Source organism: Salmonella sp. 2018103, from assembly GCF_026247685.1.
In the GTDB taxonomy this organism is placed as follows: Bacteria; Pseudomonadota; Gammaproteobacteria; order Enterobacterales; family Enterobacteriaceae; genus Salmonella; species Salmonella enterica.
In genome coordinates, this window is sequence record NZ_CP111029.1 from 1,209,028 (window position 1) to 1,235,200 (window position 26,173).

General features: G+C 52.5%; 29 protein-coding genes. 20 read left to right on the forward strand and 9 right to left on the reverse strand.

Annotated elements, in window-relative coordinates:
• Positions 1 to 45 precede the first annotated feature (45 nt).
• The gene (gene tapT, locus OLG56_RS05840) at positions 46 to 726 is read right to left on the reverse strand and encodes a tRNA-uridine aminocarboxypropyltransferase (RefSeq protein ID WP_000183638.1); all 681 of its coding nucleotides are present in this window, start codon (positions 724 to 726) and stop codon (positions 46 to 48) included.
• Positions 727 to 798: 72 nt separating this feature from the next.
• Complete coding sequence (gene trxC / locus OLG56_RS05845; protein WP_001098732.1) at positions 799 to 1,218, reverse strand: thioredoxin TrxC; 420 nt, start codon at positions 1,216 to 1,218, stop codon at positions 799 to 801.
• Between the two features lie 203 nt (positions 1,219 to 1,421).
• Between trxC and OLG56_RS05850 the strand changes: the two genes are divergently transcribed.
• The gene (locus OLG56_RS05850; RefSeq protein ID WP_000997366.1) at positions 1,422 to 2,459 is read left to right on the forward strand and encodes a tRNA/rRNA methyltransferase; all 1,038 of its coding nucleotides are present in this window, start codon (positions 1,422 to 1,424) and stop codon (positions 2,457 to 2,459) included.
• 115 nt (positions 2,460 to 2,574) lie between these two features.
• Here the strand turns inward: OLG56_RS05850 and ung are convergent, their stop codons facing one another.
• Positions 2,575 to 3,264 (reverse strand): uracil-DNA glycosylase, encoded by a 690-nt coding sequence (gene ung / locus OLG56_RS05855; protein WP_000179978.1) that lies wholly within the window; start codon positions 3,262 to 3,264, stop codon positions 2,575 to 2,577.
• A gap of 318 nt (positions 3,265 to 3,582) precedes the next feature.
• Between ung and grcA the strand changes: the two genes are divergently transcribed.
• Positions 3,583 to 3,966, forward strand: coding sequence for an autonomous glycyl radical cofactor GrcA (gene grcA / locus OLG56_RS05860; RefSeq protein WP_000627811.1), 384 nt, complete (start codon positions 3,583 to 3,585; stop codon positions 3,964 to 3,966).
• A gap of 61 nt (positions 3,967 to 4,027) precedes the next feature.
• Here grcA and eamB read toward each other — a convergent pair whose 3' ends face one another.
• Positions 4,028 to 4,615 (reverse strand): cysteine/O-acetylserine transporter, encoded by a 588-nt coding sequence (gene eamB / locus OLG56_RS05865; protein ID WP_061377266.1) that lies wholly within the window; start codon positions 4,613 to 4,615, stop codon positions 4,028 to 4,030.
• Positions 4,616 to 4,717: 102 nt separating this feature from the next.
• On the opposite strand from eamB, the gene OLG56_RS05870 reads away from it, so the two are divergent.
• Positions 4,718 to 5,617, forward strand: a complete 900-nt coding sequence (locus OLG56_RS05870) for a LysR family transcriptional regulator (RefSeq protein WP_000365861.1) — start codon at positions 4,718 to 4,720, stop codon at positions 5,615 to 5,617.
• Between the two features lie 17 nt (positions 5,618 to 5,634).
• On the opposite strand, the gene srmB is transcribed toward OLG56_RS05870, so the two are convergent.
• Entirely contained in the window at positions 5,635 to 6,969 is a 1,335-nt protein-coding gene (gene srmB / locus OLG56_RS05875) for an ATP-dependent RNA helicase SrmB (RefSeq protein ID WP_000219174.1), read from the reverse strand.
• Positions 6,970 to 7,098: 129 nt separating this feature from the next.
• On the opposite strand from srmB, the gene trmN reads away from it, so the two are divergent.
• Complete coding sequence (trmN, locus tag OLG56_RS05880; RefSeq protein ID WP_000083343.1) at positions 7,099 to 7,836, forward strand: tRNA(1)(Val) (adenine(37)-N(6))-methyltransferase TrmN; 738 nt, start codon at positions 7,099 to 7,101, stop codon at positions 7,834 to 7,836.
• Here the strand turns inward: trmN and nadB are convergent.
• Positions 7,821 to 9,443, reverse strand: a complete 1,623-nt coding sequence (nadB, locus tag OLG56_RS05885) for an L-aspartate oxidase (RefSeq protein WP_000989187.1) — start codon at positions 9,441 to 9,443, stop codon at positions 7,821 to 7,823. The genes trmN and nadB overlap by 16 nt on opposite strands.
• Positions 9,444 to 9,706: 263 nt before the next feature.
• Between nadB and rseD the strand changes: the two genes are divergently transcribed.
• The 12 genes from rseD (at position 9,707) to acpS (ending at position 19,318) form a co-directional block, all read left to right on the forward strand.
• Positions 9,707 to 9,871 carry a rpoE leader peptide RseD gene (rseD, locus tag OLG56_RS05890; protein ID WP_014344135.1) on the forward strand — a complete coding sequence of 55 codons (165 nt, stop codon included), beginning with the start codon at positions 9,707 to 9,709 and terminating at the stop codon, positions 9,869 to 9,871.
• Positions 9,868 to 10,443 (forward strand): RNA polymerase sigma factor RpoE, encoded by a 576-nt coding sequence (rpoE, locus tag OLG56_RS05895; RefSeq protein WP_000003307.1) that lies wholly within the window; start codon positions 9,868 to 9,870, stop codon positions 10,441 to 10,443. The genes rseD and rpoE overlap by 4 nt, the downstream gene beginning before the upstream one ends.
• Positions 10,444 to 10,474: 31 nt before the next feature.
• Complete coding sequence (gene rseA, locus OLG56_RS05900) at positions 10,475 to 11,125, forward strand: anti-sigma-E factor RseA (RefSeq protein WP_001168374.1); 651 nt, start codon at positions 10,475 to 10,477, stop codon at positions 11,123 to 11,125.
• Entirely contained in the window at positions 11,125 to 12,081 is a 957-nt protein-coding gene (gene rseB / locus OLG56_RS05905) for a sigma-E factor regulatory protein RseB (RefSeq protein ID WP_000812021.1), read from the forward strand. Before rseA ends, rseB begins: the two co-directional genes overlap by 1 nt.
• Complete coding sequence (gene rseC, locus OLG56_RS05910) at positions 12,078 to 12,557, forward strand: SoxR-reducing system protein RseC (protein ID WP_061377267.1); 480 nt, start codon at positions 12,078 to 12,080, stop codon at positions 12,555 to 12,557. Before rseB ends, rseC begins: the two co-directional genes overlap by 4 nt.
• Before the next feature lie 251 nt (positions 12,558 to 12,808).
• A complete protein-coding gene (gene lepA / locus OLG56_RS05915) occupies positions 12,809 to 14,608 on the forward strand; it encodes a translation elongation factor 4 (RefSeq protein ID WP_000790154.1) in 1,800 nt (599 codons plus the stop codon).
• A 16-nt stretch (positions 14,609 to 14,624) separates the two neighbouring features.
• Entirely contained in the window at positions 14,625 to 15,599 is a 975-nt protein-coding gene (gene lepB, locus OLG56_RS05920) for a signal peptidase I (RefSeq protein WP_000002559.1), read from the forward strand.
• 273 nt (positions 15,600 to 15,872) lie between these two features.
• On the forward strand, positions 15,873 to 16,553 hold the full coding sequence (gene rnc / locus OLG56_RS05925) for a ribonuclease III (protein ID WP_001068341.1): 681 nt from the start codon (positions 15,873 to 15,875) through the stop codon (positions 16,551 to 16,553).
• Positions 16,550 to 17,455, forward strand: a complete 906-nt coding sequence (era, locus tag OLG56_RS05930; protein ID WP_000102230.1) for a GTPase Era — start codon at positions 16,550 to 16,552, stop codon at positions 17,453 to 17,455. Before rnc ends, era begins: the two co-directional genes overlap by 4 nt.
• Before the next feature lie 11 nt (positions 17,456 to 17,466).
• The gene (gene recO, locus OLG56_RS05935) at positions 17,467 to 18,195 is read left to right on the forward strand and encodes a DNA repair protein RecO (RefSeq protein WP_000399377.1); all 729 of its coding nucleotides are present in this window, start codon (positions 17,467 to 17,469) and stop codon (positions 18,193 to 18,195) included.
• An 11-nt stretch (positions 18,196 to 18,206) separates the two neighbouring features.
• Entirely contained in the window at positions 18,207 to 18,938 is a 732-nt protein-coding gene (gene pdxJ / locus OLG56_RS05940) for a pyridoxine 5'-phosphate synthase (RefSeq protein WP_000818972.1), read from the forward strand.
• Positions 18,938 to 19,318 carry a holo-ACP synthase gene (gene acpS / locus OLG56_RS05945; protein ID WP_000986043.1) on the forward strand — a complete coding sequence of 127 codons (381 nt, stop codon included), beginning with the start codon at positions 18,938 to 18,940 and terminating at the stop codon, positions 19,316 to 19,318. Before pdxJ ends, acpS begins: the two co-directional genes overlap by 1 nt.
• 111 nt (positions 19,319 to 19,429) lie before the next feature.
• Here acpS and OLG56_RS05950 read toward each other — a convergent pair whose 3' ends face one another.
• Positions 19,430 to 19,690: a YfhL family 4Fe-4S dicluster ferredoxin gene (locus OLG56_RS05950; RefSeq protein ID WP_001196290.1), complete on the reverse strand. Its 261-nt coding sequence runs from the start codon at positions 19,688 to 19,690 to the stop codon at positions 19,430 to 19,432.
• Between the two features lie 37 nt (positions 19,691 to 19,727).
• Entirely contained in the window at positions 19,728 to 20,654 is a 927-nt protein-coding gene (locus OLG56_RS05955; RefSeq protein WP_001022463.1) for a LysR family transcriptional regulator, read from the reverse strand.
• Between the two features lie 115 nt (positions 20,655 to 20,769).
• Here OLG56_RS05955 and OLG56_RS05960 point away from each other — a divergent pair, with 115 nt between their 5' ends.
• Complete coding sequence (locus OLG56_RS05960; protein WP_001276368.1) at positions 20,770 to 21,966, forward strand: L-lactate MFS transporter; 1,197 nt, start codon at positions 20,770 to 20,772, stop codon at positions 21,964 to 21,966.
• Between the two features lie 21 nt (positions 21,967 to 21,987).
• A complete protein-coding gene (locus OLG56_RS05965) occupies positions 21,988 to 22,905 on the forward strand; it encodes an oxidoreductase (RefSeq protein ID WP_079980928.1) in 918 nt (305 codons plus the stop codon).
• A 38-nt stretch (positions 22,906 to 22,943) separates the two neighbouring features.
• Here the strand turns inward: OLG56_RS05965 and OLG56_RS05970 are convergent, their stop codons facing one another.
• Positions 22,944 to 23,792 (reverse strand): MurR/RpiR family transcriptional regulator, encoded by an 849-nt coding sequence (locus tag OLG56_RS05970; RefSeq protein WP_000995694.1) that lies wholly within the window; start codon positions 23,790 to 23,792, stop codon positions 22,944 to 22,946.
• Positions 23,793 to 23,907: 115 nt separating this feature from the next.
• Between OLG56_RS05970 and murQ the strand changes: the two genes are divergently transcribed.
• Entirely contained in the window at positions 23,908 to 24,801 is an 894-nt protein-coding gene (gene murQ / locus OLG56_RS05975) for an N-acetylmuramic acid 6-phosphate etherase (protein ID WP_001048531.1), read from the forward strand.
• Positions 24,802 to 24,811: 10 nt separating this feature from the next.
• Entirely contained in the window at positions 24,812 to 26,173 is a 1,362-nt protein-coding gene (locus OLG56_RS05980) for a PTS transporter subunit EIIC (protein ID WP_000361667.1), read from the forward strand.

Here is a 26,173-nt window from a genome sequence, read left to right on the forward strand (position 1 = left end):
CCCTTACACAGAAGTGACCGGATAATTTTAAACGCTTTCGCTATTTTATGCTGTGACGTTTCCCGGATGTTGCGTTTTTCCTGCCAGATAGCGCGTTTTGAAACGGGTGAAATGTTCACCTAAACTGGTTGCCGCCTCGGTATCTCCCGCCAGATCTAACAACGCTATCGCGACTTCGGCGGTACAATATTGCCCTTCGGCATGGATTTCACGCAGACGATAAGCTGAAAGACGCGATAAATCGACGGAAATGACTGGCAGATGATCCAGATAAGGGCTTTTACGAAACATTTTACGTGCTTCGGGCCAGGTGCCGTCCAGCATAATAAACAGCGGCGGTTTCCCGGTGGGCGGGGTGGAAATGACCTCGCGCGCTTCGCCGGCGTAGGACGCAGGAAAGACCACTATCGGCTGATAATCCGGATGCCGTATCAGCTCCAGCAACGCCTGCGGCGGCTCGGTACGCGACCACTGAAACGCCGCGGTATCCGGCAAAATATCGGCTATCAGCCGGCCGGTATTGCTGGGTTTCATCGGTTCAGTGTCAAACATGACCAGACAAAAACGGCTTTTCGCCTGAGAAGGCGTTAACGTATCACACAGGCAAGATTTTAGCGGCAGCAGGCAGCGTTGACAGCGGCGAACCCGATTGCCTCTGGCAAGAAAAGGGCGAGTAGCGCGCGCAAGCCGTTCGGCGCGTAACTGAAGGACAGCGTTATTGGTCATAGAAAGCGTTTGCGGAGAAAAACGCTATTGTGGCAGAGGTGAAAACAGGGCACAAGATGCGCCCCGTGGCGTTTACAGCGCTTCGTTCAGCCAGCTGTCGAAAGGCGCTTTAGGCACTGCGCCATTAAGCATATCGACCACCTGTCCATGTTTAAAAATCATAATCGTCGGGATGCTGCGAATACCGAAACGGGCGCTGAGTTCCCGTTCCGCCTCGGTATTCACTTTGACGAAACGGACTTTACCGCTGCGCTCTTCTGCGACATCCTCGAAGATTGGCGCAAAGTTACGGCAAGGGCCGCACCAGGGTGCCCAAAAGTCGATCACCACTGGAAGATCGTCCTTCAACAGTTTGTCCAGCGTTTCGCCGGTCGCATTAATGACTTCTCCGTCAAACAACTCATGACCGCAGCGTCCACATTTTGCCGCGTCCTGAAGCCGATCGTCGGGGATGCGGTTAATGGCCTGACAGTGGGTACAAACGGTGTTCATAGCTAACCTCTGAATACGTCGGAAGACGTCCCGCTACGCGCGGGATGTTTCTATAATGTTACATATTATCGAGGAGTCTGTGCTAAACAACAATGTGTTTTATTCAATGAGTACAATAGTCGCAAGCTTTTAAACGAAATCATGGCTAACCGGATGCACATCGGGTAATCTTCGCGCTTCGCGCAGCGCTGGTGGAGAAAAGCATGAACGATGAATTAAAAAACAAAAGCGGCAAAGTCAAAGTGATGTATGTCCGTAGTGATGATGACTCTGATAAACGCACCCATAACCCGCGTACCGGGAAAGGGGGAGGCCGCCCAGCAAAGTCTCGCACTGACGGTGGACGTCGCCCCGCCCGTGATGAGCGAAATAATCAGAGCCGTGACCGTAAACATGAAACTTCGCCGTGGCGCACCGTGTCCCGTGCGCCAGGCGATGAAACGCCTGAGAAAGTCGATCATGGTGGTATTAGCGGTAAAAGTTTTATCGACCCTGAAGTTTTGCGTCGCCAGCGTGCGGAAGAGACGCGCGTCTACGGCGAAAATGCCTGCCAGGCGCTATTCCAGAGCCGTCCTGACGCCATCGTGCGCGCATGGTTTATCCAAAGCGTAACGCCGCGTTTTAAAGAGGCGCTGCGCTGGATGGCGGCGAATCGTAAAGCCTACCATGTGGTGGATGAAGCCGAACTGGCAAAAGCTTCCGGGACTGAGCACCACGGCGGCGTGTGTTTCCTGATTAAAAAGCGTAACGGTACGACCGTTAAGCAATGGGTAAAGCAGGCGGCGGATCAAGACTGCGTGCTGGCGTTGGAAGATGTCGCTAACCCGCATAATCTGGGCGGCATGATGCGTAGCTGCGCGCACTTCGGCGTGAAAGGCGTGGTGGTACAGGATGCGGCGTTGCTGGAGTCCGGCGCGGCGATTCGTACCGCGGAAGGCGGGGCGGAGCATGTCCAGCCGATCACTGGTGAAAGCATTGTTGACGTACTGGATGATTTTCGTCAGGCGGGGTACACCGTGGTGACGACGTCCAGCGATCGCGGTCAGGCGCTCTTTAGTACGACCCTGCCGGAAAAGATGGTGCTGGTCTTAGGCCGTGAATATGACTTCCTGCCGGAAGCGGCGCGCGAACCCGGCGATCTGTGCGTGAAAATTAACGGCACCGGGAACGTGGAAAGCCTGAATGTGTCGGTTGCGACAGGCGTACTCCTCGCCGAGTGGTGGCGACAGAATAAAGCGTAAGGGCTGCAGCCCGGTGACGCAACGCGCGCCGGGCCAATGATGTACTTCCTACCGCCCGGTCAGACAAGGCGCTTTCGCGCCGTTATCCGGGCGATAAAACGGCGAGTCGCCAACGTTATTCACTCTCAGCCGGTAATACTGGCGTCCAGTCGATAGTTTTCTCGCCGTGTTGTTCCAGCCATTGGTTCGTTAGCGCAAAATGGTTACAGCCAAAAAATCCGCGGTGCGCAGAGAGTGGCGAGGGATGCGGAGCTTTCAGAATATGGTGGCGCTGTGGATCAATAATCGCGCCTTTCTTCTGGGCGTGCGAGCCCCACAGCAAGAAGACGACCCCTTCGCGGTGTTGGTTAATCAGGCTTATCACTTTATCCGTAAAAGTTTCCCACCCCAGGCTGGCATGAGAATGCGCCTGGCCTGCCCGTACCGTGAGCACCGTATTCAGTAACAGTACGCCCTGGCGCGCCCAGCTTTCCAGATAACCGTGCGCGGGGCGAACAAAGCCGGGAATGGAGGCTTCCAGCTCTTTGTACATATTCACTAATGACGGCGGGGGAGCGATCCCAGGACGCACGGAAAACGCCAGACCATGTGCCTGGCCGGGGCCGTGGTAAGGATCTTGTCCCAGGATCACCACCTTAACGTCGCCCAGTTCCGTGAAGCGAAAGGCGTTAAACACATCTTTTTGCGGCGGGTAGACCGTGATACCCGACTGACGCTCGCCAGCAACAGTGTGAAGCGTATTGATAAAGTAAGGTTGCTGTTTCTCATCAGCCAGCACATCGTGCCAGGTTAACTCAGTCGCCATCTCGCTCTCCTGCGAATTTCCAGTTCCCTTAGCTTAACTGCTTCTTTCTGCAGTGCAAAATCCTGCGTGCTACAAAAACGGTTACCTACAAAAGATAGTTGAAAATTTATGTAAAAAGTTTATAGGTCTGAATGGTGTAAGTTGATGTAAAACAATAAATTCCCTTCATCACCCTTTTTATGGTGTGGTTTTTATTGATTTAAATCAAAGAATGAAGGGTGATCGAAGGGTATATATACACTCAAGCAACAATGGTTTTACCAATTGGCCGGGATTAGGCCGACCGAAATCAAATAATTTTGCCTGGGGAGGCATCACATGATTACAGGTATCCAGATTACTAAAGCCGCTAACGACGACCTGCTGAATTCCTTCTGGCTGCTGGACAGCGAAAAAGGCGAAGCGCGCTGCATCGTTGCAAAATCCGGCTTTGCTGAAGATGAAGTTGTGGCTGTCAGCAAACTGGGCGAGATTGAATACCGTGAAATTCCGATGGAAGTTAAACCGGAAGTACGCGTTGAAGGCGGTCAGCATCTGAACGTTAACGTTCTGCGTCGTGAAACTCTGGAAGACGCGGTTAAGCATCCGGAAAAATACCCGCAGCTGACTATTCGTGTTTCTGGTTATGCGGTGCGTTTTAACTCCCTGACGCCGGAACAGCAGCGCGACGTTATCGCTCGTACCTTTACCGAAAGCCTGTAAGGCTTATCCGGTAATAACAAGCGGAAGAGGCCGGGCCTTTTCCGCTTTTGTTTTATTTGGGTCAGTAAAAAATCCGCACCGCGCAGTACACCAGCAGTAACGCCAGAATGATATTTAACTGGCGACCATAATGGCGAAACGCCCGCTGAAACAGATGTCCCGCCAGCGCCCAGCACACATTACCGAACGTGCCGATCAATGCCAGCAATATACTGACGCCGATGACCCAATTCAGCGCCTGCGTTTGCGGTAAAACAAATGTAGACAGAGCGGTAATGCCGTACAGAATAATTTTGACGTTCACAAACTGCAGGCCAAAGCTTACCCAAAAGCCAACCGGTTTTGGTCTGGCGTTCTCATCCGCCGCTGGACTGGTGGCAATTTTCCACGCCAGCCACAGGATATACGCAGCCCCCACCCAACTGAGTAAATGAATGATTGCCGGATCGATAACCGCAAGGGAAAACGCGATCCCGGCGCACAGCAGCATGACGACCAAAAATCCCAGATTCATACCTGCCAGTACACGAATACTCTGCCGAAAACCATGTGCAGTTGCTGCGCTAAGCGCGAGAATATTGTTTGGGCCGGGGGTAAGGGCGGTGATTAATGTATAAGTCCAGAAAGCGCTTAAAAGCATCGGTGTCACTTGTCATCTCCTCTGTTTTAGCAGACAGTACCCGATATGAAATATTTAAAAAAATGAATGTTTTTTAATTCTGAATTCGAGATTTTCGATAGGTTGGTGGTTATGGATCTGCGTCGGTTTATTACGCTGAAAACGGTAGTGGAAGAGGGCTCGTTTCTGCGGGCTTCGCAAAAGCTGTGCTGTACTCAGTCGACGGTAACTTTTCATATTCAACAGCTTGAACGTGAGTTTTCCCTGCAACTGTTCGAGAAAATAGGGCGCCGAATGTGTCTGACCAATGAGGGGAAAAAGCTGATGCCGCATATCCATGAACTGACGCGTGTGATGGAGTCGATTCGTGAAGCCGCAAGACAGGATGCGGAACCCGGCGGGGAGCTGCGCGTGGCGACAGGTGAAACCTTACTGGCGTACAAAATGCCGCAGGTTTTACAACGATTTAAGCTGCGAGCGCCGAATGTCAGATTGTCGCTACAGTCGCTGAATTGCTATGTAATACGTGATGCGTTGCTGAATGACGAGGTCGATCTGGGCGTTTTTTATCGCGTAGGTAATGATGATGCGCTCACGATGCAGCAACTGGGGGAGCAGTCGCTGGCGCTGGTGGCCTCTCCACTGCTACAGGATGCTGATTTTACGCAGCCAGATCAGCATATTCCCTGTAGCTTCATCATCAATGAACCGCAATGTGTCTTCCGCCAGCTGTTTGAAAGTACGCTACGGCAGAGGCGGATTACGCTGGAAAACACCATTGAACTGTGGAGTATTGAAAGCATTAAACAGTGTGTGGCTGCTAACCTGGGCATCAGCTTTTTACCACGTTTTACCGTTGAACGAGAACTTAGTACCGGTCAGTTGAAAGAGCTGCCGTTTGGCGCGCCGTCGCTATCGATCATGGCGCTGTGCGCCCATCATGCCGGGAAAGCGGTCAGCCCGGCAATGCAGATATTTATGCAGTGTATGGAGGCGTGTTTTACCGTGGAAGATAAAAAAATGCCGGGTTAACGAACCCGGCAGTATCATCACTCTTCGCTGGATTGCTCCTGCATTTTCGTACCGCTTGGCTTGCGGCGCTTACCGATATTTTTTGTATCGCGGTGACGTTTCTTCACACGCGGCTTCTCTTTTTCTTTCTCTTTTTTCTTCTCGGCGCGTTTCGCCAGCACTTTTTTCGACGGTTTGCCGGTCAGCTTTTCGCTGGGCGCACGCGTGGTCGGGCGAAGCTCATCAATGACGCGCGCTTTTAGCGGCTCTTCGATGTAGCGACCAATTTTCAGCAGCAACAGATGGTCGTGGGCTTCTACCAGCGAGATTGCAGTGCCTTTGCGACCCGCACGGCCTGTACGACCAATGCGATGCAGATAGGTATCGCCACTGCGCGGCATGTCGAAGTTAATGACGTGGCTGACGTCAGGAATATCAATCCCGCGTGCCGCGACGTCGGTCGCGACCAGCACGTTAACGCGACCGTCGGTGAGACGCTTAATACCTTCGTTACGTTTGATCTGCGCCATCTCGCCTTCAAGATAGCAATTGTTGATCCCTGCCAGACGCAGCGTTTCAGCCAGTTCATGGACGCGTTCACGTTTACGTACAAACACGATAGAACGGGTTGCATCGTCTTGTTTTAGCAGGTGCTTCAACAGCGCAACTTTATGTTCGAAATTGTCGGCACGGTAGTACCACTGGTGAATTTTCTTACGCTCGCGGGTTGACGGATTGGCGGAAACCTCAACCGGGTCTTCCAGCAGGCGCTCGGCAAAATCTTTAATCGCATCGCCTTCCAGCGTGGCGGAGAACAGCATCGTCTGTTTACGCCAGCGGGTCTCACCAGCGATATGTTCAATGTCCTGAGCGAAGCCCATGTCGAGCATCCGGTCAGCTTCGTCAAGGATCAGTGTTTCAACCGCCCGGCAGTCAAAATTCTCTTCTTTTATATATTGCAGCAGACGGCCCGTCGTGGCGACCACGATATCCTGGTTTTCGCTAAACACTTCAGCATGGTTCATATAGGCCACGCCGCCGGTAATCGTGGCGATATCCAGATGAGTATGCTTAGCCAGTTCACGAGCGTGATCGGCAACCTGCATTGCCAGTTCGCGGGTTGGCGTCAGGATTAGAATACGCGGCGGCCCCGATTTTTTACGCGGAAAGTCGAGCAGGTGCTGCAACGCCGGCAGCAGATATGCCGCCGTTTTACCGGTGCCTGTCGGCGCAGAACCGAGTACATCACGGCCATCGAGCGCAGGCGGAATGGCGGCAGCCTGAATGGCGGTCGGGCGAGTGAAACCTTTATCCTGGAGGGCATCCAGCAGGCTTTCGTCGAGTTCAAGTTCGGAAAAAGTCGTTACAGTCATGTTCTACCTCTGTGTGGGGCGCTGATTATAGACGTTACGGCCGCAATCTTCATCTGTTTGTATGGATATCCCTTCTCAGGTATTGTTTTCACCCGGCGCTGTCGCCGTTTTTTGCAAGGTTGTTTTTACATGTCTCAGTCTGGCTCCGTTCTTCGTCGTAACGGATTTACGTTTAAACAGTTTTTTGTCGCACACGATCGGTGTGCGATGAAAGTGGGAACTGACGGTATTTTACTCGGGGCGTGGGCGCCGGTCGCGGATGTAAAGCGAATTCTGGATATCGGTACTGGAAGCGGTCTACTGGCGTTAATGCTGGCGCAGCGGACGGATGACAATGTGCCTATTGACGCCGTGGAACTGGATGCCGGGGCTGCCATGCAAGCGCAGGAAAACGTTGCTCACTCTCCCTGGCCGCATCGAATAACGGTGCATACTGACGATATTCAGCGTTGGGCGCCTCGCCAGACGGTACGCTTTGATCTTATTATCAGCAACCCGCCTTATTACGAACCCGGTGTGGAATGCGCCACGCCGCAGCGGGAGCAGGCGCGTTACACCGCTACGCTGGATCACCAGACGTTATTGGCTATTGCGGCGGATTGTATTACCGAAGACGGCTTTTTTTGCGTAGTCTTGCCGGAACAAATAGGTAACGCTTTTACACAGCAAGCGCTCAACATGGGATGGCATTTGCGATTACGTACTGACGTTGCGGAAAACGAAGCGCGCTTGCCGCACCGGGTTTTGCTCGCATTCTCCCCGCAAGCCGGAGAGTGCTTTAGCGACAGATTAGTAATTCGCGGGTCAGACCAGCATTATTCTGAAAGTTATACGGCGCTGACCCAGGCATTTTATCTGTTTATGTGAGGCGTTAACGGCGAAAGGATCGATGGGCCTGATTCAGCCAGTTGTTGCGGATAATCCAGCGTAAAGTGCAGCCCCCGGCTCTCTTTACGCATCATCGCGCAACGCACAATCAGTTCGGCCACTTGCACCAGATTGCGCAGCTCCAGTAAATTATTCGAGACGCGAAAGTTGGCGTAATATTCGTCAATCTCTTGTTGCAACATAGTAATACGCCGTAGGGCGCGCTCCAGCCGTTTCGTCGTGCGCACAATGCCCACATAGTCCCACATCAGCAGGCGCAGTTCATGCCAGTTATGCTGAATCACCACCCGCTCATCGGCGTTCTCCACGCGGCTTTCATCCCAGGCGGGAAGGACGTCAACGCTGTGGACAGAAGGCATTCGCCTGTCGATATCCATTGCTGCGGACCAGCCGTACACTAAGCATTCCAGCAACGAGTTGGACGCCATACGGTTAGCGCCGTGCAGGCCGGTGTAACTGACTTCGCCAATGGCATATAAGCCGTCTACATCGGTACGACCATAATCATCGACAACCACGCCGCCGCAGGTATAGTGCGCGGCAGGAACAACGGGAATCGGTTCTTTGGTTAAATCCATCCCCAAATCGAGCAGTTTCGCATAGATCATCGGGAAGTGCTGGCGGACAAAATCGTCAGGCTTGTGGCTGATATCGAGAAACATACAGTCTGCGCCGAGTCGTTTCATCTCATGGTCAATAGCGCGGGCGACAATATCGCGCGGCGCCAGTTCGCCGCGTTCGTCAACGTCCGGCATAAACCGTGAACCGTCCGGACGTTTAAGGTATGCGCCTTCGCCGCGCAGCGCTTCGGTAAGGAGAAAATTACGCGCCTGCGGGTGATAAAGGGCGGTGGGATGAAACTGGTTAAATTCCAGATTAGCGACCCGACAGCCTGCGCGCCAGGCCATCGCGATACCGTCGCCGGAGGAAATATCCGGGTTAGTGGTGTATTGATAAACCTTTGAGGCGCCGCCGGTCGCCAGCACCACCGACTTCGCATGACAGGTTTCAACCCACTCTTTATTGCGATTCCAGATCCAGGCGCCGACGACCCGGCGAGGCCCTGGCAGACCCATTTTATCGGAGATAATTAAATCAACGGCGTTGCTGCGTTCCAGCACCTGAATATTAGGATGATTTTGCGCCCGACTGACCAACGTGGTTTCGACTTCCTTTCCGGTAGCGTCAGCGGCATGAAGGATACGGCGATGGCTATGGCCGCCTTCACGCGTGAGATGATAGCTCTCCTTGCCGTTTGGCTGGACATGCGTATCAAACAGCACGCCCTGATCGATAAGCCACTGCACGCAGGTACGAGCGTTGCTGGCGACAAACTCCACCGCGTGGCGATCGCAAATTCCGGCGCCGGCAATCAGCGTATCTTCGACATGCGACGCAATACTGTCGGTTTCATCAAACACGGCGGCAATACCGCCCTGCGCATAAAACGTGGAGCCCTCGCTCACCGGCCCTTTACTCAGGACGATAACCTTATGTTTTTCAGCCAGACGCAGCGCCAGCGAGAGTCCGGCCGCGCCGCTGCCGATAATTAACACATCACAGGACAGTTCAGGAGTTGTCATCATGGTTTTTGTTTAATTTACTAAACACGGTTGCGGCAGATTAGCACTATATGGCGCTAAAAAGCACGTGATGATTTCGCTGGTGTTGTGCTTATTAAACATAAAATAAAAATACGGCGAGAGATAAACGGCAAAAAATATTTTATAGGGCAGGGTGTTAGCGTCGGATTTTGTAGTGAAATAAAGATGCTGTTAGGTTACTCTGCAAACGACGAAATGGGCATTTCTGTACAGATAGTGCGTTGTTCAGCATCTGTAGACTTATAATGGAAGATAAGACCTGTCTACAACATGACAAACAAAAACAAATGCGTAACGGAACTTTACGAAACATAGACACTCTAACCTGTTGCTTGCTCATAGTGCGGCTTATGGAGTGGCGTTTCGAAAGCGCGTGGAAATTTGGTTTGGGGAGACATTACCTCGGATGAGCGAGCAGTTAACGGACCAGGTCCTGGTTGAACGGGTCCAGAAGGGAGATCAGAAAGCCTTTAACTTACTGGTAGTGCGCTACCAGCATAAAGTGGCGAGTCTGGTTTCCCGCTATGTGCCATCGGGCGACGTTCCCGATGTCGTACAGGAATCATTTATTAAGGCCTATCGCGCGCTGGATTCTTTCCGGGGGGATAGCGCTTTTTATACCTGGTTGTATCGCATTGCGGTCAATACCGCGAAGAACTACCTGGTTGCGCAGGGGCGTCGTCCGCCTTCCAGTGATGTAGACGCGATTGAAGCAGAAAACTTTGAAAGCGGCGGCGCGCTGAAAGAAATTTCGAACCCTGAGAACTTAATGTTGTCAGAAGAACTGAGACAGATAGTTTTCCGAACTATTGAGTCCCTCCCGGAAGATTTACGTATGGCAATCACCTTACGGGAGCTGGATGGCCTGAGCTATGAAGAGATAGCGGCTATCATGGATTGTCCGGTGGGGACGGTGCGTTCACGTATCTTCCGGGCGCGGGAAGCTATTGATAATAAAGTTCAACCGCTTATCAGGCGTTGACGATAGCGGGATACTGGAAAAGGTATTAGGCATGCAGAAAGAAAAACTTTCCGCTTTGATGGATGGCGAAACGTTGGATAGTGAGCTGCTCAAAGCGCTTACGCACGACCCGGAAATGCAGAAAACCTGGGAGAGTTATCACCTGATCCGCGATTCAATGCGGGGGGATACGCCTGACGTTCTCCATTTCGATATATCCGCTCGCGTGATGGCCGCTATTGAAAACGAGCCAGTACGTCAGGTGTCGCCATTAATCCCTGAGGCCCAACCCGCTCCGCAGCAATGGCAGAAAATGCCGTTCTGGAAAAAAGTGCGTCCGTGGGCGGCGCAGCTTACCCAAATGGGCGTGGCGGCGTGCGTTTCACTTGCAGTTATCGTCGGTGTCCAGCACTATAATGGGCAATCTGAAACATCCCAACAACCTGAAACGCCGGTTTTCAATACCCTGCCTATGATGGGGAAAGCCAGCCCGGTAAGTCTGGGAGTGCCTTCTGAAGCAGCGCCTGTCGGCAGTCAGCAACAGCAGGTACAGGAGCAGCGTCGTCGCATTAATGCCATGTTGCAGGACTATGAACTGCAGCGCCGACTGCACTCCGAACAGCTTCAGTTTGAGCAGGCGCAAACCCAGCAAGCCGCGGTACAGGTGCCAGGAATCCAAACTTTAGGAACGCAATCGCAGTAATGAAGCAACTTTGGTTTGCCATGTCCCTTGTGGCGGCTAGCCTGTTCTTCTCAGTAAACGCCTCGGCCGACCCTGCGTCCGGGGCGTTATTGCAGCAGATGAACATCGCCAGTCAGTCACTGAATTACGAGCTGTCATTCGTCAGCATCACGAAACAAGGCGTTGAATCTCTACGTTATCGACACGCACGCCTGGATAGTCGCCCGCTTGCGCAATTGCTACAGTTGGACGGTCCCCGCCGGGAGGTCGTACAGCGTGGTAATGAAATCAGTTATTTTGAACCGGGCCTTGAGCCGTTCACCCTGAACGGTGATTATATTGTCGATTCTCTGCCTTCCCTGATTTACACCGACTTCAAGCGCCTGGCGCCTTACTACGACTTTATTTCTGTCGGACGCACCCGTATCGCAGACAGATTGTGCGAAGTTATCCGCGTTGTGGCGCGCGATGGTACGCGTTACAGCTATATCGTCTGGATGGACATGGACACCAAACTGCCGATGCGCGTTGATCTGCTGGATCGCGATGGCGAGACGCTGGAGCAGTTCCGCGTTATTGCGTTCACGGTGAGTCAGGATATCGGCAGCAACATGCAGGCGCTGGCGAAGGCGAATCTGCCGCCGCTGCTTTCTGTTCCCGGTGGCGAAAAAACGAAATTTAACTGGAGTCCATCCTGGGTGCCGCAAGGCTTTAGCGAAGTTTCCAGCAGCCGTCGTCCGTTGCCGACGATGGATAACCTGCCTATCGAATCGCGGCTTTATTCTGACGGTCTGTTTAGCTTTTCCGTCAATGTGAACCGGGCGACGCAAAACAGCAGCGATCAGATGCTGCGTACCGGGCGCCGAACGGTTTATAGCAGCGTTCGCGACAACGCGGAAATCACCATTGTCGGCGAGCTTCCGCCGCAAACGGCGAAGCGCATTGCCGACAGTATCAAATTCAGGGCAGTACAATGATTAAAGAGTGGGCAACCGTTGTCTCCTGGCAGAATGGTCAGGCGGTGGTGAACTGCGACGTTAAAGCGTCATGCAGCAGTTGCGCCTCCCGTGCGGGATGCGGCAGTCGCGTGCTGAATAAATTAGGGCCGCAAACCACGCATACCATTGTTGTGCCAAGCGCGGAGCCGCTGGCGCCGGGGCAGAAAGTCGAGTTGGGCATCGCCGAAAAAAGCCTTTTAGGTTCGGCATTGCTGGTCTATATGTCGCCTTTAGCGGGGCTATTTCTTTGTGCGGCGCTTTTTCAGATGCTGTTTGGATCTGACCTTGCCGCATTAAGCGGGGCCGTGTTGGGCGGCGTGGGCGGTTTTCTGGTTGCCCGCGGCTATTCCCGAAAACTGGCGGAGCGCGACGCCTGGCAGCCGGTGATTTTAAACGTTGCCCTCCCGCCGGACCTTGTTCGCGTCGAAACTACCTCAATCGAAACGCGCCAGTAAACGTTTTGCCCAACGGTACACCTGCCGCGTTGGGTTGTTGTCCCGGTAAGCATGCGCTTTTCCTGCGTTGCGGTGTTTTACAGGAAAAAAGCGAGGCGTTTTCCAGTTCCCGTTCTCCTTACACTATGAACATTTCCTCGCCTTAGCGTTGTAGTGTAGAATGCGGCGTTTCAGTTAAAACAGACGTTAAGCTCAGAACAGCGACCTCTAAAGTCTGGTCAACCAGGCGTAAGGCATAATAATTTATCTCTATGAAGAACATACGTAACTTTTCGATCATTGCTCACATTGACCACGGTAAATCGACGCTGTCTGACCGTATTATCCAAATCTGCGGTGGCCTGTCTGACCGTGAAATGGAAGCTCAGGTACTTGATTCGATGGATCTTGAGCGTGAGCGCGGTATTACTATTAAAGCCCAGAGTGTGACGCTGGATTTTAAAGCGTCTGATGGTGAAACTTATCAACTGAACTTTATCGACACGCCGGGACACGTTGACTTTTCCTATGAAGTTTCCCGTTCGTTAGCCGCCTGCGAGGGCGCGCTGCTGGTGGTGGATGCCGGCCAGGGCGTAGAAGCGCAAACGTTGGCGAACTGCTACACCGCGATGGAAATGGATCTTGAAGTGGTGCCGGTGCTTAACAAGATTGACCTGCCGGCCGCCGATCCGGAGCGTGTGGCGGAAGAAATCGAAGACATTGTCGGTATCGATGCGACGGACGCGGTACGCTGCTCCGCCAAAACGGGTGTCGGCGTGACGGATGTTCTGGAACGCCTGGTGCGCGATATCCCGCCGCCGCAAGGCGATCCGGACGGCCCGCTGCAGGCGCTGATTATTGACTCCTGGTTCGATAACTACCTGGGCGTGGTATCGCTGGTGCGTATTAAAAACGGCACCATGCGTAAAGGCGACAAAATTAAAGTGATGAGCACCGGGCAGACCTACAACGCTGACCGCCTGGGGATCTTCACGCCGAAACAGGTTGATCGTACCGAGCTGAAGTGCGGCGAAGTAGGCTGGCTGGTCTGCGCCATTAAAGATATCCTCGGCGCGCCGGTTGGCGATACCTTAACCTCAGCGCGTAACCCAGCGGAAAAAGCGTTGCCGGGCTTTAAGAAGGTGAAACCGCAGGTCTATGCAGGTCTGTTCCCGGTCAGCTCCGACGATTATGAAAGTTTCCGCGACGCGCTCGGCAAGCTAAGCCTGAACGACGCCTCACTGTTTTATGAACCGGAAAGCTCCTCGGCGCTGGGTTTTGGTTTCCGCTGCGGCTTCCTCGGCCTGTTGCACATGGAGATCATTCAGGAGCGTCTGGAGCGCGAATACGATCTGGATCTGATCACCACTGCGCCGACCGTGGTTTATGAAGTAGAAACAACGGCGAAAGAGACTATCTATGTTGATAGCCCCTCCAAGCTGCCGCCGTTGAATAACATTTATGAACTGCGCGAGCCTATCGCCGAATGTCATATGCTGTTACCACAAGCCTATTTAGGTAACGTTATTACGCTGTGTATTGAGAAACGCGGCGTACAAACTAACATGGTGTATCACGGTAACCAGGTCGCGTTGACCTATGAAATCCCGATGGCGGAAGTGGTGCTCGACTTCTTTGACCGTCTGAAATCGACGTCGCGCGGCTATGCGTCTCTGGATTATAACTTCAAGCGCTTCCAGGCTTCCGATATGGTGCGTGTTGATGTGTTAATCAACAACGAGCGTGTCGATGCGCTGGCGCTGATCACGCACCGCGATAACTCGCAAAGCCGTGGTCGCGAGCTGGTGGAGAAGATGAAAGATTTGATCCCACGCCAGCAGTTTGATATTGCGATTCAGGCGGCGATTGGTACGCATATTATTGCCCGTTCGACGGTAAAACAGTTACGTAAAAACGTGCTGGCGAAGTGCTACGGCGGTGATATCAGTCGTAAGAAAAAACTGCTGCAGAAACAGAAAGAAGGTAAGAAACGCATGAAGCAGATCGGTAACGTCGAGCTGCCTCAGGAGGCGTTCCTCGCCATTCTGCATGTCGGTAAAGACAATAAATAATCCCTAAGGAGTTGGCATGGCGAACATGTTTGCCCTGATTCTGGTGATAGCCACACTGGTGACGGGCATTTTATGGTGCGTTGATAAGTTTGTTTTCGCGCCAAAACGTCGGGCGCGCCAGGCTGCCGCGCAAACGGCGTCGGGAGATGCGCTGGATAACGCTACGCTCAATAAAGTGGCGCCTAAGCCGGGCTGGCTGGAGACCGGGGCGTCGGTTTTCCCGGTTCTGGCGATCGTTCTGATCGTTCGTTCATTTCTTTATGAACCCTTTCAGATCCCGTCAGGCTCAATGATGCCGACACTGCTTATCGGCGATTTTATTCTGGTGGAAAAATTTGCCTACGGCATTAAAGATCCGATCTACCAGAAAACCCTGATTGAAACCGGTCATCCAAAGCGCGGGGATATTGTGGTATTTAAATATCCGGAAGATCCTAAGTTAGATTACATCAAACGCGCCGTCGGTTTGCCGGGCGATAAAATCACTTATGATCCGGTTGCAAAAGAGGTGACGATTCAGCCTGGCTGTAGCTCCGGTCAGGCGTGCGAAAATGCGCTGCCGGTTACCTACTCTAACGTTGAGCCGAGCGATTTTGTACAGACCTTTGCCCGCCGTAACGGCGGAGAAGCGACCAGCGGTTTCTTTGAGGTTCCGCTAAACGAGACAAAAGAAAACGGCATTCGCCTGACCGAACGTAAAGAGACGTTAGGCGATGTGACCCACCGCATCCTGATGGTGCCGATAGCCCAGGATCAGTTGGGCATGTATTACCAACAGCCAGGACAACCGCTGGCGACCTGGGTTGTACCACCGGGACAATATTTCATGATGGGCGACAACCGCGATAACAGCGCGGATAGCCGTTACTGGGGATTTGTTCCGGAAGCGAATCTGGTCGGTAAAGCGGTCGCTATCTGGATGAGCTTTGACAAGCAGGAAGGGGAGTGGCCGACAGGCGTACGCCTGAGTCGTATCGGCGGTATTCACTAACTGTGACGAAATGATCGTTCACGCTGCCGTCTTTTTAGCGGCAGCGTGAATTATTTCCTGGATAAATTCCCTCAGACTAACGACATCCCCTGTCGTTGTGTATAGAATATTCCCCCGAAGTTTTAGGTTGGCGCCGTTTGGTCGCCACGGCACACGAAACAGCGTTGGTTATAGACAACCTTCTTTCCGCTGCAGCGATGCGGCAGGACAGATGACGTGTCTCAGGTCTGTTTCGTGTGCTGGATTGTTGACGCATTCATTTATTGGTATCGCATGAACCCCATCGTAATTAATCGGCTTCAACGGAAGCTGGGCTACACTTTTAATCATCAGGAGCTGTTGCAGCAGGCATTGACTCACCGCAGCGCCAGCAGTAAACATAACGAACGCCTGGAGTTTTTAGGCGATTCAATCCTGAGCTTCGTTATCGCTAACGCGCTTTATCACCGTTTCCCACGGGTGGATGAGGGAGATATGAGCCGTATGCGCGCCACGTTGGTACGTGGTAATACGCTGGCGGAATTAGCCCGTGAGTTTGATTTAGGCGAGTGCCTGCGTTTAGGGCCGGGCGAATTAAAAAGCGGCGGATTCCGTCGAGAGTCCATTTTGGCGGACACCGTGGAAGCGTTAATCGGCGGAGTATTTCTCGATAGCAATATCCAGACCGTCGAGCAGTTGATCCTTAACTGGTATAAAACCCGTCTGGATGAGATAAGTCCGGGCGATAAACAAAAAGATCCTAAAACGCGCTTGCAGGAGTATTTGCAGGGTCGCCATCTGCCGCTGCCATCTTACCTGGTTGTGCAGGTACGCGGCGAGGCGCACGATCAGGAATTTACTATCCACTGCCAGGTCAGCGGCCTGAGCGAACCGGTGGTTGGCACGGGTTCCAGCCGTCGTAAGGCGGAGCAGGCTGCCGCCGAACAGGCGCTGAAAAAACTGGAGTTGGAATGAGCACCGACAAAACTTACTGCGGATTTATTGCCATCGTCGGACGTCCGAACGTTGGCAAATCCACCTTGCTGAACAAACTGCTCGGGCAGAAGATTTCGATCACTTCCCGTAAAGCGCAGACCACGCGCCACCGCATTGTCGGTATTCATACCGAAGGCCCGTATCAGGCAATTTATGTCGATACCCCGGGACTGCATATGGAAGAAAAGCGCGCCATTAACCGTTTGATGAATAAGGCGGCGAGCAGTTCGATTGGCGACGTTGAGCTGGTGATTTTCGTTGTGGAAGGCACCCGTTGGACGCCGGACGACGAAATGGTCCTGAACAAACTGCGCGATGGCAAAGCGCCGGTTATTCTCGCCGTTAACAAGGTGGATAACGTGCAGGAAAAAGCCGATTTGCTGCCGCACCTCCAGTTCCTGGCAAGCCAGATGAACTTTCTTGATATCGTACCGATCTCTGCTGAAACGGGTATGAACGTCGATACCATTGCCGGTATCGTGCGTAAACATTTACCGGAAGCTATTCACCACTTCCCGGAAGATTACATCACCGATCGCTCTCAGCGCTTTATGGCGTCTGAAATCATCCGTGAAAAGCTGATGCGTTTTCTCGGCGCCGAGCTGCCGTATTCCGTTACCGTTGAGATTGAACGTTTTGTTACCAACGAACGCGGCGGTTATGATATCAACGGGCTGATCCTCGTCGAGCGCGAAGGGCAGAAGAAGATGGTAATTGGCAACAAAGGCGCCAAGATCAAAACCATTGGTATTGAAGCGCGTAAAGATATGCAGGAGATGTTCGAAGCGCCGGTACACCTGGAACTGTGGGTGAAAGTGAAATCCGGCTGGGCCGATGACGAACGCGCTCTGCGCAGTCTCGGTTACGTAGACGATCTGTGAGTTAACACCGCGTGGAAGGGTGGCAGCGCGCATTTGTTCTGCACAGTCGCCCCTGGAGCGAAACCAGCCTGATGCTGGACGTCTTCACGGAAGAATCGGGGCGCGTGCGCCTTGTCGCCAAAGGCGCGCGATCTAAACGTTCCAATCTGAAAGGCGCGTTACAGCCTTTTACGCCGTTATTGCTACGCTACAGCGGACGCGGCGAGGTGAAAACCCTGCGCAGCGCCGAGGCAGTTTCTCTGGCGCTGCCGTTAAGCGGTATTACGCTCTATAGCGGCCTGTATATCAACGAACTCCTCTCTCGCGTACTGGAATATGAAACGCGCTTCTCCGAACTCTTTTTTGATTATCTGAACTGTATTCAGGCGCTGGCGGGAACCACCGGCTCGCCTGAACCGGCGTTGCGACGTTTCGAACTGGCGTTGCTGGGACATCTGGGGTATGGCGTCAATTTCACCCACTGTGCAGGCAGCGGCGAACGGGTGGATGACACCATGACCTACCGTTACCGCGAAGAAAAAGGCTTTTTCGCCAGCGTCGTCATCGATAACAACACCTTTACCGGACGGCACCTGAAAGCGCTGGATGCGCGGGAATTCCCGGATGTAGATACCTTGCGTGCCGCTAAACGCTTTACCCGTATGGCATTAAAGCCGTATCTTGGGGGAAAACCGTTAAAAAGCCGGGAGCTGTTCCGGCAATTTATGCCCAAACGCACAGTAAAAACGAAGAAAGATTAACGAGGATTGTCATGGCTGAATTACTGTTAGGCGTCAATATTGACCACATTGCCACGTTACGTAATGCGCGCGGCACCGACTATCCGGATCCGGTACAGGCGGCGTTTATTGCTGAACAGGCAGGCGCGGACGGCATTACCGTACACCTGCGCGAAGATCGTCGCCACATTACCGATCGCGATGTGCGCATTCTGCGTCAGACGCTGCATACGCGTATGAATCTGGAGATGGCGGTGACCGAAGAGATGCTGGCGATCGCCGTAGAAACCAGGCCGCATTTCTGTTGTCTGGTGCCGGAAAAACGCCAGGAAGTCACCACCGAAGGCGGTCTGGATGTGGCCGGACAGCGCGATAAAATGCGTGATGCCTGTGCGCGCCTGGCGGCGGCTGGCATCCAGGTTTCGCTCTTTATCGATGCCGATGAAACGCAAATCAACGCGGCGGCGGAAGTCGGCGCGCCGTTTATCGAAATCCATACCGGCTGCTACGCCAACGCAGAAACCGATGCGGAACAGGCAAAAGAGCTGGCGCGTATTGCCAGCGCCGCGACCCTGGCGGCTCGCCTGGGGCTAAAAGTAAATGCGGGTCATGGCCTGACCTACCATAACGTCAAAGCTATTGCCGCGCTGCCGGAAATGCACGAACTTAATATCGGTCATGCCATTATTGGTCGGGCGGTGATGACGGGCCTGAAAGAGGCGGTGGCTGAAATGAAACGTTTGATGCTGGAAGCGCGCGGCTAATGGCGATTCTCGGCCTGGGAACGGATATTGTAGAGATTGCCCGCATTGAGGCAGTGATCTCCCGTTCCGGCGAACGTCTGGCAAGGCGTGTGCTCAGTGACAACGAGTGGGCTATCTGGGAGACGCATCAGCAGCCGGTGCGTTTTCTCGCCAAGCGTTTTGCGGTCAAAGAGGCGGCAGCGAAAGCTTTTGGCACCGGCATCCGCAACGGTCTGGCGTTTAATCAGTTCGAAGTGTTTAACGATGAGCTGGGAAAACCACGTTTGCGGCTGTGGGGCGAGGCGTTAACGCTGGCGGAAAAACTCGGTGTGGCGCACATGCATGTCACGTTGGCCGATGAACGCCATTACGCCTGCGCTACGGTCATTCTGGAAAGTTAGATTTGCCGGATGGCGGCGTAAACACGTTATCTGACCTACAGGCCGATATATTGTCGGCCTGATAAGCATAGCGCCATCAGGCATTGTTGCGTTGGAAGTGCGTTAACCCGCTTACAGTTTATCTGCGTGATGCATCAGAACAAACTTATCCCACAACTGTTCTTCGCTTTCGACATGGGCGGGATCCTGCAAAATCGTATTGGGGATTGGGCAGACTTTCTGACAGGTCGGCGTTTCGTAATGGCCTACACACTCGGTGCATTTGTCGCTGTTAATCTCATAAATGCTGTCGCCCATTGAAATCGCCTCATTCGGGCACTCCGGCTCGCACATATCGCAATTGATACATTTTTTGGTGATTAACAGCGCCATCAGGAAATTCTCAGAAACAACACAAATCGGGCGGGCATTATACGCCTATTTTCTGCTCGGGCCAGCTCTTTTCTGGCGCTGATTTGTTATCTACAGTGTAAAAATTTTTGATCTGCTTGAGCAGGCAGATGGTTGCGTTATCCAGTGAAAGGTCATTACTGTGCACCAGCATGACAGGAATAAAGAATGCGGGGATGCCCAGTGAAACCAGGCGAACATTTTTGGGTGTCGATAAATGGGTTAGCGAGCGGGTAATAAATGCGATGCCAATCTGCGCTTCGGCATACTCAAGGCATGAGTAGTGGTTATCCAGTTCGCAGATGACGTTAGGAACGACTTTGCGGTTATTAAATTCAGTGGTGATGATTCCTCTTAATAGCAGAGAGTCATTAAGCACGATAATGGGTTGGTCGTTTAAATCTTTTAAATGCAGACGTTCGCGTGTCGCCAGAGGATGAGAAAGTGGGATTGCAGCGATAATTTCATCTTCAAACAGCATGGTCGAGCTTAGCTGGGCAGGGAGCGCTGTTCGATAAACAATGCCAATATCAACGGCGCTATCCGTCAGCTTTTTAATGGTTTGCTCAGTTGAGAACTCTTTAACATTTAAAGATATTTCCGGATGGTGCGCCATAAAGTTGCGAAAAGCGGGCAGGACCAGGTAGCTGCCTGACACCCCGATTGAAATAGTATCGCGCTGTTGATCTTGATAGGGAAGAAGTTCATTTTCTGCATTTTTTAAATCCAGCATTATTTTGTTAGCGTGTCGTTGCAAAATAATGCCTGCTTTTGTTAATTTAATTCCTCTACCTTTTCGCTTAAATAATATTGTCTTAAGTGATGACTCAAGTTGTTTGATTTGCTGACTTAATGATGGCTGAGTGATAAACAGGCGACTGGCTGCCCGACCATAATGTAATTCATCACACAATATCAGGAAGGAATGTAGTTGTTTGATATTCATTAAAATTTAATGCCAATCGATTGGGTTTTGTTATAACGATTATAAAAAATACCAAATTGTTTGCCTATTTTGCTTTTTTTAAACTGTGATCAGTGCATTTTAAAAAGGGAAAATTATGTCGGCATCAATCAACCGCTGGGGAATGCTTGCCGCTCACGTGTGCATCAATTTTGTGCTCGGGGGCGTCTACGCATTTAGCTATTTCAAAACACCACTCATGGCGCAATATCACTGGGATCCGGCTACGCTGGCGTTAGCATTCTCTATCAACATGGGGATCATTCCTTTACCGATGATTTGGGGCGGGAGAATGATCGACAATGGTAAAGGAAAGCAGGCGATAGTTATCGGCGGTATCCTGTTTTCTTTAGGTTTTATCTTGTCCGGGTTTGTGGATAATTTGCCCATGCTGTTTCTAACCTACGGCGTCATTGCCGGGTTGGGATCGGGCCTGGCTTTTACGGGTAACCTTAATAATATTCTGAAATTTTTTCCTGACCGTCGCGGTCTTGCCAGCGGTATCGTACTGGCGGGTGTTGGCGTCGGGACGCTACTTTGCACCCGCCTGGCCGAATATTTTATGGCACAAACTCACGATGTTAGTCGGGCGTTGTTATATCTGGGTATTGTTTATCTGGTGGTTATTTTTATCGTCCAGTTCTTTATTCGTAGCGCGCCAGCAAAAGATAGCGGAGGAATTAAAGCGTCGCCAATGGATAAAAACTATCGACACATGCTGAAAGATCTGCGCTTCTGGCTGCTGTTTATGATTCTGGCGCTGGGCGTGTTCTCTGGGATGGTAATTAGCTCAAGCTCTGCGCAAATTGGTATGACACAGTACGGTTTACTGTCCGGTGCATTAGTCGTTAGCCTGGTATCGATATTTAACTCAATTGGTCGCCTGTTCTGGGGAGGGTTAACCGATAAATTAGGCGGCTACAATACTCTGGTTATCGTTTACCTTTTTACCTGCGTCTGTATGCTGCTATTGTTGTTCTTCAACGGCAATACTTCGGTATTCTATTTCAGCGCTCTGGGCGTGGGCTTTGCTTATGCCGGTATATTAGTTATCTTCCCTGGCTTGACCAGCCAGAATTTTGGTATGCGTAACCAGGGACTAAACTACGGCTTTATGTATTTTGGTTTTGCCGTCGGTGCGGTTATTGCTCCTTACGTCACGTCCGCTATTGCAAAATATACCGGAAGCTACAATACGGTATTTATTTTGACCACGGTGCTATTGCTTATTGGAGTCGTGTTGACCCTGATAACGAAAAAATATGTCGCAACGGTTTTAGCCAAAATTCATTAATCAGATAATAAGGAAATAAAAATGAAAATTGCAATCGCAGGTGCAGGCGCTATGGGATGTCGTTTTGGCTATATGCTGCTGGAGGCCGGGCACGACGTGACGCTTATCGATAGCTGGCAGGAGCATGTTGACGCTATTCGTAGCAAGGGGTTGTTTGTCGAAACGGAAACGACTCAGAAGTATTACCCCATCCCTGCTATGTTGGCTGATGAATCCCAGGGGGAGTTTGAGCTGGTTATTCTGTTTACCAAAGCCATGCAGCTGGATAGCATGTTACAGCGTATTAAGCCATTACTGCCAGCCGCGAAAGTAGTGATGATTTTATCTAACGGCCTGGGAAATATCGAAACGCTGGAGAAATATGTCGATCGGCAGAAAATCTATGCGGGTGTGACGTTATGGTCCAGCGAACTGGAGGGGGCTGGGCATATTATGGCCACCGGTACCGGAACGATTGAACTGCAGCCGATTGCCAGCCATGATTCGGCTCAAGAGGCTAAGGTCATTGCCACCCTTAATAGCGCTGGATTGAATGCTGAAATAAGCCCTGACGTATTATTATCGATCTGGAAGAAAGCAGCCTTTAATAGCGTAATGAACACCTATTGCGCGCTACTGGATTGTAATGTCGGCGGATTTGGTCAGCGGCCTGGTGCTTTAGATTTAGCGCAAGCGGTAGTTGATGAGTTTGTGTTAGTTGCTGCCAGCCAGAATATTCCGTTGATTGAGCAAATGGTGATGAATACGGTGAAGAAAGTGTTCGATCCGCGTGAGAGCGGCCACCACTATCCTTCTATGCATCAGGATTTACATAAAGGCCGACTGACTGAAATCGACTATTTAAATGGTGCGATTGCGCGAATCGGCGCTCAGAACAATATTGCCGTACCGGTTAACACACTCCTGACGCAATTGATTCACGCTAAAGAAGCACAATAAACTTGATGGCGCTTCTGCATGAGGCGGAAGAGCCATTTTCAAACCAGTTTTTTTACCAGCGCCTCGCTATGGCGAATACGCTCCGGCGCCCGCTCTAAATCCTGTTGTACCAGCGCCATAAACAGTAAGTCGGTCAACATCATTTGCGCATGTGTCGAGGAGATAGCGGCGCTACGCGTCGCTTGCTCTTCGGCAATCGTATACAGACAGCGGGTGGCGCGCTGCTGCAAGGCGTTGGGAGAAAAACCGGTAATGGCCAGGATCTTCGCGCCTGCGCGTAATGTTTCGTCCGCCGCCAGGTTCAGCTCGCGCCGCTCCCCGGAATACGAGATCGCCAGCAGCAGATCCTCCGGTGCCAGCGCCTGCACCGTCGCCAGCAGGGCGTGCATATCGCGCTCAACCACCGCGTTAATGCCAATCTTCAGTAGCTTCCAGGCAAAATTTTGCGCCACCAGCCCAGAGGCGCCAATCCCGGTGATCACAATACGGCGGGCGTGGCGCAGCATCGTGACGCTTTCTAACAGCTTTTCTTCACTGTTAACGTCCAGCGTGGCGTGCATCGCCGCCACATTCTCTTTAATTAATTTTTCCCCGACCAGGCGCATCGGATCGTCGCCGCGAATCTGGTTATGAACGGGAACGGAATGCGGATTAGGATTGCTGGCCAACGCTTCGCTGATAGCCAGTTTCAATGCAGGAAACCCTTTAAACCCCAGTTTTTGCGCGAACTTGACTACGCTGGATTGGCTGACGCCCGCTTCGGCCGCCAGTTGCTGCGAGCTCAGATGCCGCGCCGTATCCGGTTGCGCGAGCAGATAATCCGCCAGTTTCCTGTCGCTTTGCGCGAGATCCGGATAACGCTGGCGAATACGAATCAAACAGTTCATGAGCAGCTCCTGCGAAACGTGATGGCGACGACAAAACGAAATTTCACTCGCCTGGGGGAATATTCTATTCCATCATGGACGCTTATTATGAATTAAAAATTCCAGAGGGACAAAAATGAATCTTGGTACCTTAGTGTCTGAAACCCGTAACCCGCAAACGATGGATCTGGATGCGTTGCCTACCCCTGAATTAGTTAAGCGTTTTAATGAACAGGATACGCTGGTAGCGGAAGCAGTAAAAGCCACTCTGCCTGACGTTGCGCGTGCGGTGGATGCCGCTGCGGCGGCGCTGAAGTCTGGCGGACGTATCATCTATATGGGCGCGGGCACCAGTGGTCGGCTTGGCGTACTGGATGCCTCAGAATGCCCCCCGACGTTTGGCGTTCCGCACGGTCTGGTCGTCGGGCTGATTGCCGGCGGGCCGGGCGCGTTGCTGAAAGCGGTCGAAGGCGCGGAAGACAGCCAACAGGCAGGCGAAGACGATCTTGTCGCGCTAAATCTGCAAGAACAGGATCTGGTCGTGGGGCTCGCGGCGTCGGGTCGTACACCCTATGTGATTGGCGGCCTGCGCTATGCGCGACAGTCCGGTTGTACCACTGTTGCCGTCTCCTGTAATCCAGATTCGCCTATTGCGCGGGAGGCTAATATCGCTATTTCGCCCGTTGTCGGGCCGGAAGCGCTTACCGGCTCCACGCGGCTGAAATCCGGCACCGCGCAGAAAATGGTGCTCAATATGATTTCTACCGGCGCGATGGTGAAGTTCGGCAAGGTCTATCAAAACCTGATGGTGGATATGAAAGCCACCAACGTCAAACTGGTCGATCGTGCGTGTCGGATGGTCGTTGAAGCGACCGGGATAGGTCGTGAAGAGGCGGAAACGTTGCTGAAACAGACCGATTTTGAGGTTAAGCCCGCCATTTTGATGGCGCTTACGGGGCTGGATGCTGCAGCCGCCAGGGAAAAACTCGCCGCTCATCAGGGCTTTTTAAGGGCGGCGTTAGAACACTAAAGAGGTGTGTATGGATAAGACGGCAGCGCTCGCCAGCGACATTTTACGTGGTATCGGCGGAGAGCAAAATATTCTGCGCCTGGAAAACTGTATGACGCGAGTCAGAGTGGAGGTACAGGACGACAGCCAACTGGATATTCCGCGCTTAAAAGCGTTGCCTGGCGTCAGTGGATACGTAAAGCAAGGGGAGCAACATCAGCTGATCGTTGGGCCGGGGAAGGCTGCGCAGGTGGTTGATGCGATGCGCGTGCAGATTGCCGCAGGTGGTGTAAAGCCGGACGACGCTATGGCGCGTACCAAATCCGAGGTGAAAGCGAAGTATAAAGCGCCGATGAGCGATGCGTTGCGTAAGCTGGCGAATGTTTTTATTCCGCTTATCCCCGCCTTTATCGCATCCGGCTTGATTACCGGCATTATCAACATTCTTAAACGTCCGGATATCGTCGGCGACGTTGCCGTCCACTATCCTAACCTGCTGGGCCTGATGGGGATATTTGGCAGCGCGGTATTCGCTATCATGAACATTCTGGTTGGCGTCAATACCGCGAAAGTCTTTGGCGGATCGCAGGCGTTAGGCGGCGTGATGGCGGGGATCCTTTCCAGCCCGCAACTGGCGCAGATTACGCTCTTTGGCGAGGCGCTTCAGCCGGGACGGGGCGGCGTCATCGCCGTCCTGCTGGTGGTGGCGTTAATGTGCTGGATTGAGCGCCAGTTCCGTAAGCTGCTGCCGGGGTCGCTGGAGTTAATTCTTAACCCTTTATTGACGACTGTTATCACCGGCGCGGTAGCGATTGTCGCTCTGCAACCGCTTGGCGGCTGGATTTCAGACGCTATCGCTCACGGCGCGTCCTGGGCTATCGATCGCGGCGGTTTTCTGGTGGGCGCGGTGTTAGCCGGAACCTTCCTGCCGTTGGTACTGACCGGGCTACATCAGGGACTGGTGCCTATTCATGTGGAGCTGGTACAAGCGCACGGCTATAACGCGTTGTTTCCCATCCTGGCGATGGCGGGCGTTGGTCAGATAGGCGCGGCCATTGCCGTACTGATGAAAACCCGCAATGCGCGACTCAAAAAGGTGATTAAAGGCGCGCTTCCGGTCGGACTGCTGGGAATTGGCGAGCCGCTGATTTTTGGCGTCACGCTGCCATTGGGTAAGCCATTTATTGGCGCTTGTCTTGGCGGCGCGGTAGGCGGGGCGTTGATCAGCTACTGGAAAGTGGCGACGGTAATTACCTTTGGTATTTCCGGTTTGCCGCTGGCATTAACAATTGTTGCCGGAAAAGTCCTGTTCTATCTGTTAGGCTATTTAATAGCGGTAATTGCCGGGTTTATTTTTACCTGGCTGCTGGGGTTCAATGATCCAGAGGAGTAA